13 protein-coding genes are annotated in these 15,590 nt (G+C 62.9%); 8 read left to right on the top strand and 5 right to left on the bottom strand.

Annotated features, from left to right (window positions below):
* Nucleotides 1-3 precede the first annotated feature (3 nt).
* Nucleotides 4-564: a class I chromate reductase ChrR gene (chrR, locus tag V7787_RS16930; RefSeq protein ID WP_003251456.1), complete on the bottom strand. Its 561-nt coding sequence runs from the start codon at nt 562-564 to the stop codon at nt 4-6.
* Between the two features lie 157 nt (nt 565-721).
* Between chrR and V7787_RS16935 the strand changes: the two genes are divergently transcribed.
* Nucleotides 722-940 carry a hypothetical protein gene (locus tag V7787_RS16935; protein WP_010954911.1) on the top strand — a complete coding sequence of 73 codons (219 nt, stop codon included), beginning with the start codon at nt 722-724 and terminating at the stop codon, nt 938-940.
* On the opposite strand, the gene V7787_RS16940 is transcribed toward V7787_RS16935, so the two are convergent.
* From V7787_RS16940 to V7787_RS16955, 4 genes are all read right to left on the bottom strand, one after another.
* The gene (locus V7787_RS16940) at nt 924-3,173 is read right to left on the bottom strand and encodes an Orn/Lys/Arg decarboxylase N-terminal domain-containing protein (protein ID WP_104887836.1); all 2,250 of its coding nucleotides are present in this window, start codon (nt 3,171-3,173) and stop codon (nt 924-926) included. The genes V7787_RS16935 and V7787_RS16940 overlap by 17 nt on opposite strands.
* 265 nt (nt 3,174-3,438) lie before the next feature.
* Nucleotides 3,439-4,197 carry a DNA polymerase III subunit epsilon gene (dnaQ, locus tag V7787_RS16945; protein WP_020190375.1) on the bottom strand — a complete coding sequence of 253 codons (759 nt, stop codon included), beginning with the start codon at nt 4,195-4,197 and terminating at the stop codon, nt 3,439-3,441.
* A gap of 50 nt (nt 4,198-4,247) precedes the next feature.
* Nucleotides 4,248-4,694, bottom strand: a complete 447-nt coding sequence (gene rnhA / locus V7787_RS16950; protein WP_020190374.1) for a ribonuclease HI — start codon at nt 4,692-4,694, stop codon at nt 4,248-4,250.
* A 15-nt stretch (nt 4,695-4,709) separates the two neighbouring features.
* On the bottom strand, nt 4,710-5,483 hold the full coding sequence (locus V7787_RS16955; protein ID WP_003251461.1) for a class I SAM-dependent methyltransferase: 774 nt from the start codon (nt 5,481-5,483) through the stop codon (nt 4,710-4,712).
* Nucleotides 5,484-5,568: 85 nt separating this feature from the next.
* On the opposite strand from V7787_RS16955, the gene gloB reads away from it, so the two are divergent.
* From gloB to V7787_RS16990, 7 genes are all read left to right on the top strand, one after another.
* A complete protein-coding gene (gene gloB / locus V7787_RS16960) occupies nt 5,569-6,348 on the top strand; it encodes a hydroxyacylglutathione hydrolase (RefSeq protein WP_104886395.1) in 780 nt (259 codons plus the stop codon).
* A 100-nt stretch (nt 6,349-6,448) separates the two neighbouring features.
* On the top strand, nt 6,449-7,879 hold the full coding sequence (locus V7787_RS16965) for a lytic transglycosylase domain-containing protein (RefSeq protein ID WP_020190372.1): 1,431 nt from the start codon (nt 6,449-6,451) through the stop codon (nt 7,877-7,879).
* A gap of 220 nt (nt 7,880-8,099) precedes the next feature.
* Complete coding sequence (locus V7787_RS16970; protein WP_010954916.1) at nt 8,100-9,929, top strand: extracellular solute-binding protein; 1,830 nt, start codon at nt 8,100-8,102, stop codon at nt 9,927-9,929.
* Nucleotides 9,926-11,761 carry an extracellular solute-binding protein gene (locus tag V7787_RS16975; RefSeq protein WP_104886396.1) on the top strand — a complete coding sequence of 612 codons (1,836 nt, stop codon included), beginning with the start codon at nt 9,926-9,928 and terminating at the stop codon, nt 11,759-11,761. The genes V7787_RS16970 and V7787_RS16975 overlap by 4 nt, the downstream gene beginning before the upstream one ends.
* 1 nt (nt 11,762) lies before the next feature.
* Nucleotides 11,763-12,836: a microcin C ABC transporter permease YejB gene (locus V7787_RS16980; RefSeq protein WP_010954918.1), complete on the top strand. Its 1,074-nt coding sequence runs from the start codon at nt 11,763-11,765 to the stop codon at nt 12,834-12,836.
* Between the two features lies 1 nt (nt 12,837).
* Nucleotides 12,838-13,857: an ABC transporter permease gene (locus tag V7787_RS16985; RefSeq protein ID WP_003251467.1), complete on the top strand. Its 1,020-nt coding sequence runs from the start codon at nt 12,838-12,840 to the stop codon at nt 13,855-13,857.
* A 1-nt stretch (nt 13,858) separates the two neighbouring features.
* Nucleotides 13,859-15,463 carry an ABC transporter ATP-binding protein gene (locus V7787_RS16990; RefSeq protein ID WP_020190226.1) on the top strand — a complete coding sequence of 535 codons (1,605 nt, stop codon included), beginning with the start codon at nt 13,859-13,861 and terminating at the stop codon, nt 15,461-15,463.
* Nucleotides 15,464-15,590: the final 127 nt, after the last annotated feature.

A 15,590-nucleotide genomic window follows, 5' to 3' on the forward strand; every position in this document is an offset into this window, starting at 1 on the left:
GGTTCAGACCGCCCTGTTCAACTTCACCCATGAAGCAAACCTGTCGACAAACGCCTGCAAGAACGGTCGCGTCTTATCGTTGAGCTTGCCCGAATCCTCGAACAAGCTCGCCGCACCGCCAAGGTAAGCCTCGGGCATCTGCATGCAGGGCATGTCGAGAAACACCAGCGACTGGCGCACCGCATGGTTGGCGCCAAAGCCACCAATCGCCCCCGGCGACACACTCACCACCGCCGTCGGCTTGCCGCTCCAGGCACTTTGCCCGTAAGGACGCGAACCCACATCGATGGCATTTTTCAGGCAGCCTGGCACCGAGCGGTTGTATTCCGGGGTGACGAACAACACCGCATCACTGCGACGGATTTCATCGCGAAAACGCTTCCAGGTTTCCGGCGGTGCCTCGGCTTCGATATCTTCGTTGTACAGCGGCAGGTCGCCAATCTCGACGATCTTCAGCGCAAGGCTGGACGGCGCCAGCTCCGAAAGTGCGCGGGCGACCTTGCGGTTGTAGGACTCCTTGCGCAAGCTGCCCACGACGACTGCTACCGAATACACCTGACTCATGGCAATTCCAACCTTTGCGGGTTAAATAGACGTTGTAGTTATAGATGACCGTTCTCCGGCGCCTGAGTTTTTTTTTCCGCAGGGCGAAAACTTCCGAGTCAGTTTCACGGTCTATGCCTTCATACATTTCCTACGTAATTCAGAGGTTTCCACCCAAATGGCAGCAGTAATGGTCGGCCAATTCCACGCCCGTGACGCCGAAGGCCGCATCTACCCCGTGCACGAGTTTCAGGAATCCACCCTGCAACTCGACGGCAGCACGCTGGGCGCCCCCATCACCACCTACCGCCTGGCCATCGGCGACAAGGTCAACCACCTGGGTGAAAACCGTTTCGAACTGGCACGCTCCGGCGTCGAGATCACGCGCATTCCGTGATGCAATCCACCGTGTAGCGGCCCCCTTCGTGCTGCAGGCCGTGCACATCGGCGACAAACCCGGGAAAGCCCTGGTTGAATGCGCGGGCGAATGCCAAGTAGTCCAGGATCGAGCGGGTCGCCTCGGTGAACCGCTCACCCGGCATGATCAACGGGATGCCAGGCGGGTACGGCACCAGCATCACCGCCGCCACACGCCCCAGCAATGCCTCGATCGACACCGCCTCCACTTCGCCACGCACCATCTTGTCATAGGCCTGGGCCGGGCTGACGGCCACCTCCGGCAAACGGGTGAACAGCCGCTTCAGCTGCTTGGCCGTGGCATTGGCGCGGTAGCAGTCATGTAACTGGTCGCACAGGTCGCGCAGGCCCATGCCCTGGTAGCGCAAGGCGTCGGCAGCCCCCACACTGGGCAGGCAGCTGCTGAGTGGGGTGTTGCCGTCATAGTGGCGTTTGAACTCCAGCAGCTCGGTGAGCAGGGTGCTCCACTTGCCCTTGGTGATGCCCATGGAAAACAGTACCAGGAAGCTGTACAGGCCCGTTTTTTCCACCACCAGCCCGCGCTCCCAGAGAAACTTGCTGACTACCGCTGCCGGGATACCGCGCGCGCCCAGCACACCGTCTGCGCTCAGGCCCGGCATTACCAAGGTCACCTTCAGCGGGTCGAGCAGCACATAGTCGGTCACCACTTCACCAAACCCATGCCATTGCGCCCCCGGCTGCAGCAGCCAGTCCTGCGCGGCCAGACGGGGGATGCCCTCGGCACTTGGCGGCTGCCAGATGCTGAACCACCAGTCCGCTGTGGCAATGTGCTCACGCAGGTTGGCCAGGGCACGACGAAAACTCAACGCCTCGTCGAACATCTCCTGCAGCAGCGAGCGCCCGGCCGGCCCTTCCATCATGGTCGAAGCCACATCCAGCGAGGCGAGAATGCTGTACTGCGGCGAGGTAGAGATGTGCATCATGAACGCTTCGTTGAAACGGTCCCGGTCCAGCTGCCGCCTGGCACCGTCCTGCACATGAATCATCGAGGCCTGGCTGAACGCCGCCAGCAGCTTGTGGGTGGAGTGGGTACTGAACACCAGCGGGCTGTCTGCCGCGCAGGCGGTGCCCATGGCGTAGCGCCCGGTGAAAAAGTCGTGGAACGCGGCATAGGCAAACCAGGCCTCATCGAAGTGCAGCACCTCGACACTGGCACCCAGGGCCTGCTTGATCAGCCCGGCGTGGTAACACAGCCCGTCGTAGGTGGAGTTGGTCACTACCGCCAGCTTGATACGCTGCCCACGATCACGGGCAAGGGGGTTGGCCTGAATCTTCGCGGCGATCGCCTCGGGGCTGAACTCGCTGAGCGGGATCGGGCCAATGATGCCCAGTTCGTTGCGCTCCGGGCACAGGTACAACGGGATGGCACCCGTCATGATGATCGCGTGCACCACCGACTTGTGGCAGTTGCGGTCCACCAGCACCAGGTCGTCACGGCCGACCATGGCGTGCCAGACGATCTTGTTGGCCGTGGAGGTGCCATTGATGACAAAAAAGGTGTGGTCGGCGCCGAAGTTGCGCGCCGCCCTGGCCTCGGCTTCGGCCAGCGGGCCTGTGTGGTCGAGCAGCGAACCCAGCTCCGGCACGGAAACGGACAGGTCCGAGCGCAGGGTGTTTTCCCCGAAGAACTGGTGAAAGGCTTGGCCTACCGGGCTTTTATGATAGGCCACACCGCCACCATGGCCCGGGGTGTGCCAGGAATAGTTGGACTGCGCGGTGTGCTGTACCAGCGCCTTGAAGAACGGCGGCAGCAGGCCATCGAGGTAGGTGTGTGCGGCTCGCGCCACCTGGCGGGCGAGAAACGGCACGGTGTCTTCGAACAGGTAAAGGATGCCACGCAGCTGGTTGAGCTCGCTCATGGCTTCGGCGGGGGCATTTTCCAAGGTCACCTGCTCGCCCAGGGCGAAGATCGGCAGGTTGGGTGCGCGCAGACGGGCCAGGCGGATCAGCTCGGCCATGTTCTGCAGTAAATGGGTGTTCTCGCCAGCGCCTTCGGCGGCAATCAGCATGCAGGCCAGGCCATGGTGGGTGGCGGCGACCAGGCGCGCTTCGGCGTGGTCGGCTGCGGCGAGAATGGCAAAGCCATCCTGGCGCAGTTCCTCGGCGATACCCCGCACGCGTTCGCCGGCAACACTGTCGGCCTTGATGGCGCGGTGGACAATGAGGATCGGGAACTTGAGGTCCTTGTACATCAGGTGGCTACCTCCGAAGGACATGGCGTCCATTTCAGGGTAGTTGAGCCTTGTATTGCGTGTACTGGCCCTTTCGCGGGTAAACCCGCTCCTACGACGGCCTGTGTCCAATCACCGACCGGTGCCCAGCAGCAGCGGGTTTACCCGCGAAAGGGCCGGGCCTGCTGGCCAGTCTGCCCCCGCCATTCACCGCCGCAGCCGCCACCGTAGTCGGCGGGTAAACCCGCTCCTACAACGATCTCCACTTCTGTTGCAGGGCGAAAGATCAGCCGGCTGGTGTCTCAGTCAGGGCCTGCCACAGCGAAGGCCCACCTGCCGACTTGGCAATGGCCGCCAGCCGCTCGGCATGCGCCTCCAGCTCTTCAGCGCTGGCCATGATCACCCGCCCTGGCGCACGCCCGACAATCCGGCGGATCTCGCTGCCGCCAGCGCCCTGCCCGTCATCTTCGGCATCTGCGCCATTCCCAGCCAACGACAGGCTGGTCTGGCCACCGGTCATTGCCAGGTAAACGTCGGCCAGCAGTTCCGAGTCGAGCAGTGCGCCGTGCAACTCACGGCCCGAGTTGTCGATGTCGTAGCGTTTGCACAGCGCATCCAGGCTGTTGCGCTGCCCCGGGTGGCGCGAACGTGCCAGCAGCAGGGTGTCCAGAATGGTGCAGTGCTGCGAAATGTCAGCGCGGTCCTGCTGGCCCAGCAAGGCGAATTCGTTGTTGATGAAGCCAACGTCGAACGCCGCGTTGTGGATGACCAGCGTGGCGCCCTGGATGAACTGGAAGAACTCCTCGGCGACATCGCCAAAACGTGGCTTGCCGACCAGGAAGGCATCCGTGATGCCGTGAACGTTGATCGCGCCCTCGTCACTCTCGCGGTCGGGCTGCAGGTAGACGTGGAAGTGCCGCCCGGTCAGGCGCCGGCCGATGACCTCGACACAGCCGATCTCGATGATCCGGTGGCCTTCGCCAACCGGCATACCCGTGGTTTCGGTATCGAGAATGACGAACCGTTTATCTTGCTGCTGCTCCACGCGGGCGCTCCAACTTGCATCCGTTACAAAGGCCGCGATTGTACCCCAGCTCAACGCTGGGCGCGCACCTCATCGACCCCACGGTTGGCCAGCTGGTCGGCGCGTTCGTTGCCGGGGTGGCCAATATGGCCGCGCACCCACTTCCAGATCACCTTGTGGCGGTTGACCTGCTCATCGAGCTGCTGCCACAGGTCGGCGTTCTTCACCGGCTCCTTGGCGGCGGTCTTCCAGCCGCGCTTCTTCCAGTTGACCATCCATTCGTTGATGCCCTTCATCACGTACTGCGAGTCGGTGGTCAGCACCACCTCGCATTCACGCTTGAGCGACATCAGGCCCTGGATCGCGGCCATCAGCTCCATGCGGTTGTTGGTGGTCTCACGTTCGCCGCCCCACAGTTCCTTCTCGACGCCCTTGTAGATCATCAGCACGCCCCAGCCACCCGGGCCAGGGTTGCCCTTGCAGGCACCATCAGTAAACATCTCGACGCTATCGCTCATGTACCACTCTTGAATTCAGTGCTTGTCAGTTTCGGGGTTGGCTGCGGTGCGGTTGACCTTCGCCAGTGGCAGCGGCAGCAGCTTGCCCATTGGCTCGCGGCGTTCCGGCCGCAAAGGCCGCAGGCCTACCACCATCTTGCGCGCCACCAGCAGGTACACCCCGCCACCGGAGCCCTGCCAGCCGCCGGCCAGTCGTTCCCAGCCCTCCAGGCGTTGCTGCCAGGCTGGTGAGGCAAGCGGCGGACGATAGCACCCGAAGCGGCGTTTCTCCAGCGCGAAGCCCAGCAGGTTGAGCCAGTCGCCCACCCGTGACGGCGAGATGCAGCGCGCCTTGCGCAGAGCACCGTGACTGAAGAAATGGCGCATGCCCCAGCTGCTCCAGGGGTTGATCCCCACGATCAGCAGGTGCCCGCCCGGGCGTACGGCACTGGCGGCCTCGCGCAGCAGGCCATGGGGCGACAGGCAGAAGTCCAGGCCATGCTGCAGCACCACCACGTCGGCAGCGTGCTCGCTCAACGGCCAGGCTTGTTCTTCGCAGACAATCTCCACACCCGGCAAGGGCGCACCAAGGCGCACGTTACGCTGCACCTGGGGGGCTCTGGGCGGTGGCTCGGCGCAGGGCCCGTAATGCACGAGATAACCGCCAAAGAAGCGCCCGAGCTCTTCTTCCAGCAGTTTGTCCTCCTCCTTGAGCATCAGTTGCCCAAGTGGGCCGTTGAACCACTCACGGGCCAGGCTGATCAGCTCGACCCAGTCCGGGTCGGCCTGGGCAAAGGCTTGGTCGGTCATTGCGCTCTCCCTCGAAGGTTCTCCCACCGCGCCATCGCGGCTAAGATGCCCTCATGTGCCACGCTAGGCGAATCGGATCCGCACCATGATACAGATCGAAGCTCTCCCCGCTTTCTCCGACAACTACATCTGGTTGTTACAGGATACTGCCAAACGCCGTTGTGCGGTGGTCGACCCGGGCGATGCCGGCCCAGTGGAGCGCTGGCTGGCTGCCAACCCCGAATGGGTGCTGAGCGACATCCTCGTCACCCACCACCACAATGACCATGTCGGCGGGGTGGAACGGCTCAGGCAATTGACCGGCGCACGGGTCTGTGGCCCTGCCAACGAGCGCATTCCCGGCCGCGACCTGGCACTGGACGAAGGCGACAGGGTGGACGTGCTGGGTGTAACGTTCCAGGTAATGGCGGTACCCGGCCACACCCTGGGGCATATCGCCTTCTTCAGCGACCAGCCAGCAACGCCCATCCTGTTCAGTGGCGACACCCTGTTCGCCGCCGGTTGCGGGCGCATGTTCGAAGGTACACCCGAACAGATGCAGCCCGCCCTCGCCCGCCTGGCGTCCCTGCCAGAGCAGACACAAGTGTACTGCGCCCATGAATACACCCTCAGCAACCTGCGCTTCGCCAAGGCTGTGGAACCGACCAACCCGCACGTTCAGCAACGCTTCGAGGACGTTACCCGTTTGCGCGCCGAAAATCGCATCAGCTTGCCCTCAACGATCGGCCTGGAGCGCCTGACCAACCCCTTTCTGCGTACCGCTGAAACATTAGTTAAACAAAAAGCAGACGAATGGAAGGGACATTCAAACAACTCGCATGTCGCTGTTTTTGCTGCCTTGAGGTCTTGGAAGGACACCTTCTGATAACCGCAAGATATATCGCAAGTGAGGGCCGAAGGTTGACCCGGGCCGGAGCGGTTTCTAGAATCGCCGAAATTTTTCGCCCGGATACCTGTGTCAGCCGATGTCTTCCCGTAGCCGCAGAACCTCTCATTCCGCCGCCCTGACGCGCCTGGCCCAAATCAGCGCGCTGGCCCTGGCAGCCACGCTGGTGGGCTGCCAGAGCACCCGTCAGCTCGACGAATCCGATAGCGTTCGCGCGCACAACTACCAGGCACGGATCAAGCACAAACCTTCCCCGCTGCTGGTCAAGCCGGCCGAACAGGCGCCACAGGATGTCTGGGAGCGCATGCGGCAGGGCTTCGCCCTGCAGGACAGCATCGATGTCAACCCGCGCATCGAGCAGCAGCGCTTGTGGTTCGCCAGCAACCCGACCTTCATCGAAAGCGCCGGGGAACGTGGCAGCCTCTACCTGCACTACATCGTCGAGCGCCTTGAAGAACGCGACATGCCGCTGGAACTGGCCCTGCTGCCAGCAATCGAAAGTGCCTACAACCCCATGGCCTACTCACGCGCCAGCGCTGCCGGCATGTGGCAGTTCATGCCGGCTACCGGTCGCCACTTCAACCTGCGCCAGACCAACTTCTATGACGGCCGCCGCGATGTCACCGCGTCGACCAACGCCGCGCTGGACTACCTGACCCGCCTGCACGACATGTTCAACGGCGACTGGCTGTTGGCCCTGGCGGCCTACAATGCCGGCGAAGGCACCGTCAGCCGAGCCATCGAGCGCAACGAAAGGCTCGGCCTGCCGACCGACTACTGGAACCTGCCGCTGCCACAGGAAACCCGCGACTACGTGCCCAAGTTGCTGGCACTGTCGCAGGTGGTGTCCACGCCAGAAGCCTATGGTGTCAATCTCACCCCGATCGCCAACGAACCGTACTTCGAAGCGGTGGCGATCAATGACCGTCTGGACCTTTCCCGGGTCGCGGCCTTTGCCAACATCGACGAGGACGAGCTGATCCAGCTCAACCCGGCATTCAAGAAGCGCATGACCGTCGATGGCCCGAAGCAGCTGCTGGTGCCCACCGCCAAGGCACAGTTGCTCAGTGCCAGCCTGTCCAACCTCAACCCGGAGCAACTGGTCAGCCTGCAACCCCCGAAAGCAGCGTTTGCCCGGGCCGTGGCCGAAGCCAAGGCACCGGTGGGGGCACGCAGCTACCGGGTCAAGCGTGGCGATAACCTGAGCGCCATCGCCAAGGCCAACCGTGTATCGGTCAAGGACATCAAGCGCTGGAACCGCTTGTCCGGCAACAGTCTGCGCGCGGGCCAGGTTCTGGCCCTGCGTGGTGGCAATGCGCCAAGCGCCGCCGGCAACCGGGTTGCCGCCTCCGGGAAGCGCTCCACGCAATACAAGGTCCGCAAGGGCGACTCCCTGTACCTGGTAGCCAAGCGTTTCAATGTGGAAATGAAGCACCTCAAGCGCTGGAACCCACGCAGCGGCCACGCCCTCAAGCCAGGCCAGACCCTGACCGTATACCTCGGGCATTGAGTCGTTACAGGGGCTGCTTTGCAGCCCATTCGCGGGCACGCCCGCTCCCAGAGGTTTTTCACAGCCCCCAAAGCCGGTGCCGTACCTGTGGGAGCGGGCGTGCCCGCGAATGGGCCTGAAAAACCAGCCACTGGAAAACCCCAGCCCCTCTCTTTTTCCAACCCCACCAAGCTGTTACTGTACTCGATCAAAGCCCAACGCCTCTGGATCGGATGCCGATTTGATACGTCCCCTCCTGCTGTCACTCAGCCTGGCCTTGAGCTTTCCCGCAGCCGCGATCGTGAGCGAAAGCCACGGATACGCGCAGTTCGGCACGCTCAAGTACCCAGCCACCTTCACCCACTTCGACTGGGTCAACCCGCAAGCGCCCAAGGGCGGCACGTTGCGGGCCATGGCTTTTGGTACCTTCGACACGCTCAACCCCTACACCTTCAAAGGGTCGAGCCCGATTACCACGCCCAATTTCCAGCAGTACGGCATCAGCGAGCTGAACGAGCCACTGATGGTCGGCACGGGCCAGTACGACCCGTCCGGTGACGAGCCAACCTCCAGCTATGGCCTGATCGCCCGCTCGGTGGAGTACAGCGAGGACCGCAGCTGGGTGGTGTTCAACCTGCGCCCCGAAGCCCGCTGGCATGACGGCCAGCCCATCACCTCGGCTGACGTGGCCTTCTCGTACCGCACGCTGCTCAAGGATGGCCACCCGATCTACCGCACCAACCTGCAGGAAGTGCAGCGGGTAGACATCCTCGGCCCGCTACGCATCCGCTTCGTGTTCAAACGCGCCGGCAACCCGCTGCTGATACTGCGTCTGGGCGAAATGCCGGTGCTGCCCAAACACTACTGGCAGAAGCGCGACTTCAAGGCCACCACCTTCGAGCCCCCCTTGGGCAGCGGCCCCTACCGCATCACCCAGGTACAACCCGGACGACGCCTGGTGTTCGAACGGGTGAAGAACTACTGGGGCAAAGACCTGGCGGTCAACCGTGGCAAGTACAATTTCAATCGGGTCGAATACGAGTTCTATCGTGACGCGACGGTGGCCTTCGAAGCCTTCAAGGCCGGCGAGTTCGACATCTATATCGAGCACCAGGCAAAAAACTGGGCCAACGGTTACAACTTCCCTGCCGTGCGCCGGGGTGAAGTGATCAAGGCACAAATCCCGCACAGCATCCCCACGCAAACACAGGGCCTGTTCATGAACAGCCGCCGGGCCGCGTTCAGTGACCCGCGGGTACGCCAGGCGCTGGGGCTGATGCTGGACTTCGAGTGGACCAACCGCGCGCTGTTCAGCAGCGCCTACCGCCGCTCGACCAGCTACTACCCAAACAGCGAGTTCGCCGCCAGCGGCCTGCCCACCGGCAAGGAGTGGCTGCTGCTGGCGCCATTCCGTGACCAGTTGCCGGCCAAGCTGTTCAGCGAACCGTACAAGGTCAGCCACACCGATGGCCGGGGTATCAGCCGCCAGACCCTGCGCCAGGCCCTGGGCCTGCTCGCCGAGGCCGGCTGGAAGCTGCACGGCCAGCGCCTGGTCGACAGCAAGGGCCAGCAGTTGCGCATGGAACTGCTGCTGGTAAACCCCAACCTTGAACGCATCCTGCAACCTTATGTCGAAAACCTGTCCAGCATCGGCATCGATGCGCGCTTGCGCACCGTGGACCGTGCCCAGTACAAACAACGCCTGGACCAGTTCGATTTCGACATGATTCTGATGACCCTGAACCAGACCCTCAGCCCCGGCCTCGAACAGTGGCTGTACTTCCATTCCAGCCAGGCCGCGACAAAGGGCAGCAAGAACTATGCTGGGGTCAAGGACCCGGTGGTCGACCACCTGCTCGACACCCTGCTCGCCGCCCGCACCCGCGATGACCAGGTCGCCGCTGCCCGCGCCCTGGACCGCGTGCTCTCATGGCACTACTACATGATCCCCAACTGGTACCTCGACAACCATCGCCTGGCCTACCGCAACCGGTTCGCCTTCGTCACCACGCCGCCCTACACCCTTGGGCTGAACAGCTGGTGGATCAAGACTTCGGAGAAAGCCCAATGACGCCAACGCACCGTCTGCGCCGGCTGGCAGGCAGCCTGTTGCTCGCCTGCCTGAGCCTTCCCGCGCTGGCCGCACCGCAGCACGCGCTCACCCTTTACGATGAGCCACCCAAGTACCCCGCCGACTTCAAGCACTTCGACTACGTCAACCCGGACGCGCCCAAGGGCGGCACCTTCCGCCAGTCCAGCTTCGGCGGCTTCGACAGCCTCAACCCGTTCATCAACAAAGGCGTGGCGGCCGAGAACATCGGCATTATCTACGACACCCTGATGCGCCAGAGCCAGGATGAACCGTTCACCGAATACGGCCTGGTTGCCGGCAAGATCGAAAAGGCCCCGGACAACAGCTGGGTGCGCTTCTACCTGCGCCCCGAAGCGCGCTTCCATGACGGCCATCCGATGCGCGCCGACGACGTGGTGTTCACGTTCAACGCCCTGATCAAGGACGGCGCCCCACTGTACCGCCAGTACTACGCCGACGTCGCCGAAGTGGTCGCCGAAGACCCGCTGAAGGTGCTGTTCAAGTTCAAGCACAAGAACAACCGCGAGCTGCCACTGATTCTCGGCCAGCTGCCGGTACTGCCCAAGCACTGGTACGAAAACCGCGAGTTCAACCGCGGCAACCTGGAAATCCCGTTGGGCAGCGGCCCGTACAAGGTCGCCGAGGTCAAGGCCGGGCGCTCGGTGCGCTACGAACGGGTCAAGGACTACTGGGCCAAGGACCTGCCCATCAACCGCGGCTTCTACAACTTCGATGCCATGACGTTCGACTCCTACCGCGATACCACCGTCGCCCTGGAGGCCCTCAAGGCCGGGGCATTCGACTATGGCCTGGAAGTCAGTGCCAAGAACTGGGCCACCGCTTACAACGTGCCCGCCGTGCGCGAAGGTCGCCTGATCAAGGAAGAGCTGCCCAACGGCAACCCCACCGGTATGCAGGGCTTCATTTTCAACATCCGCCGCCCGGTGTTCCAGGATGTGCGTGTGCGCCAGGCCCTGAGCCTGCTGCTGGACTACGAGTGGACCAACAAACAGCTGTTCAACGGCGCCTACACCCGTACCGGCAGCTACTTCGAGAACTCGGAAATGGCCGCCCGCGGCCTGCCCAGTCCCAACGAGCTGAAAATCCTCGAACCACTGCGCGGCAAAGTGCCCGAGCAAGTATTTACCGAGGTCTTCCACAACCCGGTCAGTGACGGCAGCGGCATGATCCGCGAGCAACAGCGCCAGGCCTACAAACTGTTGCAGGAAGCCGGCTGGAAAATCGTCGACGACAAGATGGTCGACGCCCAAGGCAAGCCGGCAAGCATCGAGTTCCTGCTGGCGCAGACCGAGTTCGAACGCATTCTGCTGCCGTTCAAGCGCAACCTTGCCGACCTCGGTATCGAGCTGAACATTCGCCGCGTCGACGTTTCGCAGTACATAACCCGCCTGCGCTCGCGTGACTACGACATGATCGTTGGCGGCTACCCGCAATCCAACTCGCCAGGCAACGAGCAGCGCGAGTTCTGGTCCAGCGCCGCCGCCGACAACCCCGGCAGCCGCAACTTCATCGGCCTGCGCGACCCGGCCATCGACCAACTGGTGGACCAGCTGATCAACGCCGACTCTCGGCAGAGCCTGATCGACCACTGCCGCGCCCTCGACCGCGTGTTGCTGTGGGGCTACTACGTGATCCCCAACTGGCACATCAAGACCTGGCGTGTGGCCTACTGGAACCACATCGGCCACCCGAACGTGTCGCCCAAGTACGACATCGGCATCGACACCTGGTGGATCAAGCCCGATGTAACCCCGGCGGTCAGCGAAGCGCCTGCGGACGAGGCCAACTAAGATGCTGGCTTACATCCTGCGCCGCCTGCTGCTGATCATCCCGACCCTGTTCGGCATCCTCATCATCAACTTCATCATCGTCCAGGCCGCCCCCGGTGGCCCGGTCGAGCAAATGATCGCCAAGCTCGAAGGCTTCGAAGGCGCCACCAGCCGCATTGCCGGTGGCGGTGCCGAGGTTTCCGTGGCCGGCTCCAGCTACCGCGGCGCCCAGGGCCTGGACCCGGCGCTGATCGCTGAAATCGAGCGCATGTACGGCTTCGACAAGTCGCCGCCCGAGCGCCTGTGGATCATGGTCAAGAACTACGCCCAGCTGGACTTCGGCGACAGCTTCTTCCGCGACGCCAAGGTGATCGACCTGATCGCCGAGAAGATGCCGGTTTCGATCTCGCTGGGGCTGTGGAGCACGCTGATAATGTACCTGGTGTCGATCCCGCTGGGGATCGCCAAGGCCGTGCGCCACGGCAGCCACTTCGACGTGTGGACCAGCTCGGCAATCATCGTCGGCTACGCCATCCCGGCGTTCCTGTTCGCCATCCTGCTGATCGTGCTGTTCGCCGGTGGCAGCTACTTCGACTGGTTCCCGCTGCGTGGCCTCACCTCCAACAACTTCGACGAACTGAGCACCACCGGCAAGGTGCTGGACTACTTCTGGCACCTGGTGCTGCCGATCACCGCGCTGGTCATCGGCAACTTCGCCACCATGACCCTGCTGACCAAGAACAGCTTCCTCGACGAGATAAACAAACAGTACGTGGTCACCGCCAAGGCCAAGGGCCTGAGCCGATCACGGGTGCTGTACGGCCACGTGTTCCGCAACGCCATGCTGCTGGTGATCGCCGGCTTCCCTTCGGCGTTCATCGGCATCTTCTTCACAGGCTCCTTGCTGATCGAGGTGATCTTCAGCCTCGACGGCCTGGGCCTGATGAGTTTCGAAGCGGCCATCAACCGCGACTACCCGGTGGTCTTCGGCACCCTGTTCATCTTCACCCTGCTAGGGCTGGTGGTGAAACTGATCGGCGACCTGACCTACACCTTGGTCGATCCGCGCATCGACTTTGCCAGCCGGGAGCACTGACATGGCCTTGTCCCCCCTCAACCGCCGGCGCTTCGAGCGTTTCAAGGCCAACCGCCGTGGCTGGTGGTCGCTGTGGCTGTTCCTGATTCTGTTCGGGCTGAGCCTGGGCGCCGAACTGATCGCCAACGACAAACCGATCGCCGTACGTTACGACGGCCAATGGTACTTCCCGGCGTTCAAGCGTTACCCGGAAACCACCTTCGGCGGGGAATTCCCGCTGGAAGCCAACTACAAGAGCCCCTACATCCGCGAACTGCTGGCGAAGAAAGACAGCTTCGTGCTGTGGGCGCCCATCCCGTTCAGCTACCAGAGCATCAACTATGACCTGCGTGTCCCCGCCCCCGCCCCACCTTCGGCGGACAACTGGCTGGGCACCGACGACCAGGGCCGCGACGTGCTGGCACGGGTGATCTACGGCTTCCGCATTTCGGTTCTGTTCGCCCTCACCTTGACCGTGGCCAGCTCCATTATCGGCGTCATCGCAGGCGCCCTGCAGGGGTTCTACGGTGGCTGGGTCGACCTGGCCGGGCAACGCTTTCTGGAAATCTGGTCCGGCCTGCCTGTGCTGTACCTGCTGATCATCCTGGCCAGCTTCGTGCAACCCAACTTCTGGTGGCTGCTGGGCATCATGTTGCTGTTCTCGTGGATGAGCCTGGTGGATGTGGTCCGCGCCGAGTTCCTGCGCGGGCGCAACCTGGAATACGTGCGCGCCGCACGCGCCCTTGGCATGCGCAACGGCGCAATCATGTACCGGCACATCCTGCCCAACGCGATGATCTCGACCATGACCTTCATGCCGTTCATCCTCACCGGCGCCATAGGCACCCTCACCGCCCTGGACTTCCTCGGCTTCGGCCTGCCCGCCGGTTCGCCCTCGCTGGGCGAACTGGTGGCGCAGGGCAAGTCCAACCTGCAAGCGCCATGGCTGGGTATCAGCGCCTTTGCCGTGCTGGCGCTGATGCTGAGCCTGCTGGTGTTCATCGGCGAATCCGCCCGCGACGCCTTCGACCCGAGGAAGTGACATGAGTGAACAGAACCTGATCGAAGTGCGGGACCTGGCCGTGGAGTTCGTGACCGGGGACCAGGTCAACCGGGTGGTGGACGGCGTCAGCTTCGATATTCGCAAAGGCGAGACACTGGCCCTGGTGGGCGAAAGTGGCTCGGGCAAATCGGTCACCGCGCACTCGATCCTGCGCCTGCTGCCCTATCCCCTGGCCCGGCACCCCAGCGGCAGCATCCGCTACGAAGGCAAGGACCTGCTGCAGCAGAACGAGAAGACCCTGCAGCGCATTCGCGGTAACCGCATCGCCATGATCTTCCAGGAGCCGATGACCTCGCTCAACCCGCTGCATTGCATCGAGAAGCAGATCAACGAAATCCTCCTGCTGCACAAGGGCCTGACCGGGAAGGAAGCGACTGCGCGTACCCTGGAGTTGCTGGATATGGTCGGCATTCCAGAGCCGCACAAGCGCCTCAAGGCCCTGCCCCACGAATTGTCGGGCGGGCAGCGCCAGCGGGTAATGATCGCCATGGCGCTGGCCAACGAGCCCGAGCTGCTGATTGCCGACGAGCCGACCACGGCGCTGGATGTGACCGTGCAGCTGAAGATCCTCGAGCTGCTCAAGGAATTGCAGGCGCGTATGGGCATGGCCCTGTTGCTGATCAGCCATGACCTGAACCTGGTGCGCCGCATCGCTCACCGCGTGTGCGTGATGCAGCGTGGGCAAATTGTCGAGCAAGCCGAATGCGCCACGCTGTTCAGCTCGCCACAGCACCACTACACACAGATGCTGATCAATGCCGAGCCCAGCGGGCTGCCGGCGCACAACCCGGTGGGCGCGCCGTTGCTGGAGGTGGATGACCTCAAGGTCTGGTTCCCGATCAAGAAGGGCTTTCTGCAGCGCACGGTCGACCATGTGAAGGCGGTGGACGGGGTCAACTTCAGCTTGCCCCAGGGCCAGACGCTGGGCATTGTTGGCGAATCCGGGTCGGGCAAGTCCACATTGGGCCTGGCCATCTTGCGGCTGATTTCCAGCCAGGGCGGCATTCGCTTTCATGGGCAGAACCTCGAAGGGCTGAACCAGAAAGCCGTGCGCCCCCTGCGGCGGGAAATGCAGGTGGTGTTCCAGGACCCGTTTGGCAGCCTGAGCCCGCGCATGTGCGTGGCGGACATTGTCGGTGAAGGGCTGCGCATTCACCGCATTGGCACCGCGCAGGAACAGGAAGCGGCGATTATCGCGGCCCTGGAGGAAGTAGGCCTGGACCCGCGCACGCGCCATCGCTACCCCCATGAGTTTTCCGGCGGGCAGCGCCAGCGCATTGCCATTGCCCGGGCGCTGGTGTTGAAGCCAGCACTGATTCTGCTGGATGAACCCACGTCCGCACTGGACCGCACCGTACAGCGCCAGGTGGTGGAATTGCTGCGTAACCTGCAGCAAAAGTACAACCTGACCTACCTGTTCATCAGCCATGACCTGGCGGTGGTGAAGGCGTTGAGTCACCAGTTGATGGTGATCAAGCATGGGCATGTGGTGGAGCAAGGGGACGCGCAGGCGATCTTCCATGCGCCGCAGCATCCGTATACCCGACAGTTGCTGGAGGCGGCGTTTCTGGAGGTTGGGGGTTAGTAGGGAAAGGGTGCGTGTTCGCCAAGCAATCATCCTTTGATCGGTCGTTTCGTTTATTGCGATTTTCGAATATTTCGAATATAACTCGAACTCAGGCTGTTGCATCGTCGCCACAGCCCCGCAATCG

The organism is Pseudomonas sp. CGJS7 (assembly GCF_036961695.1).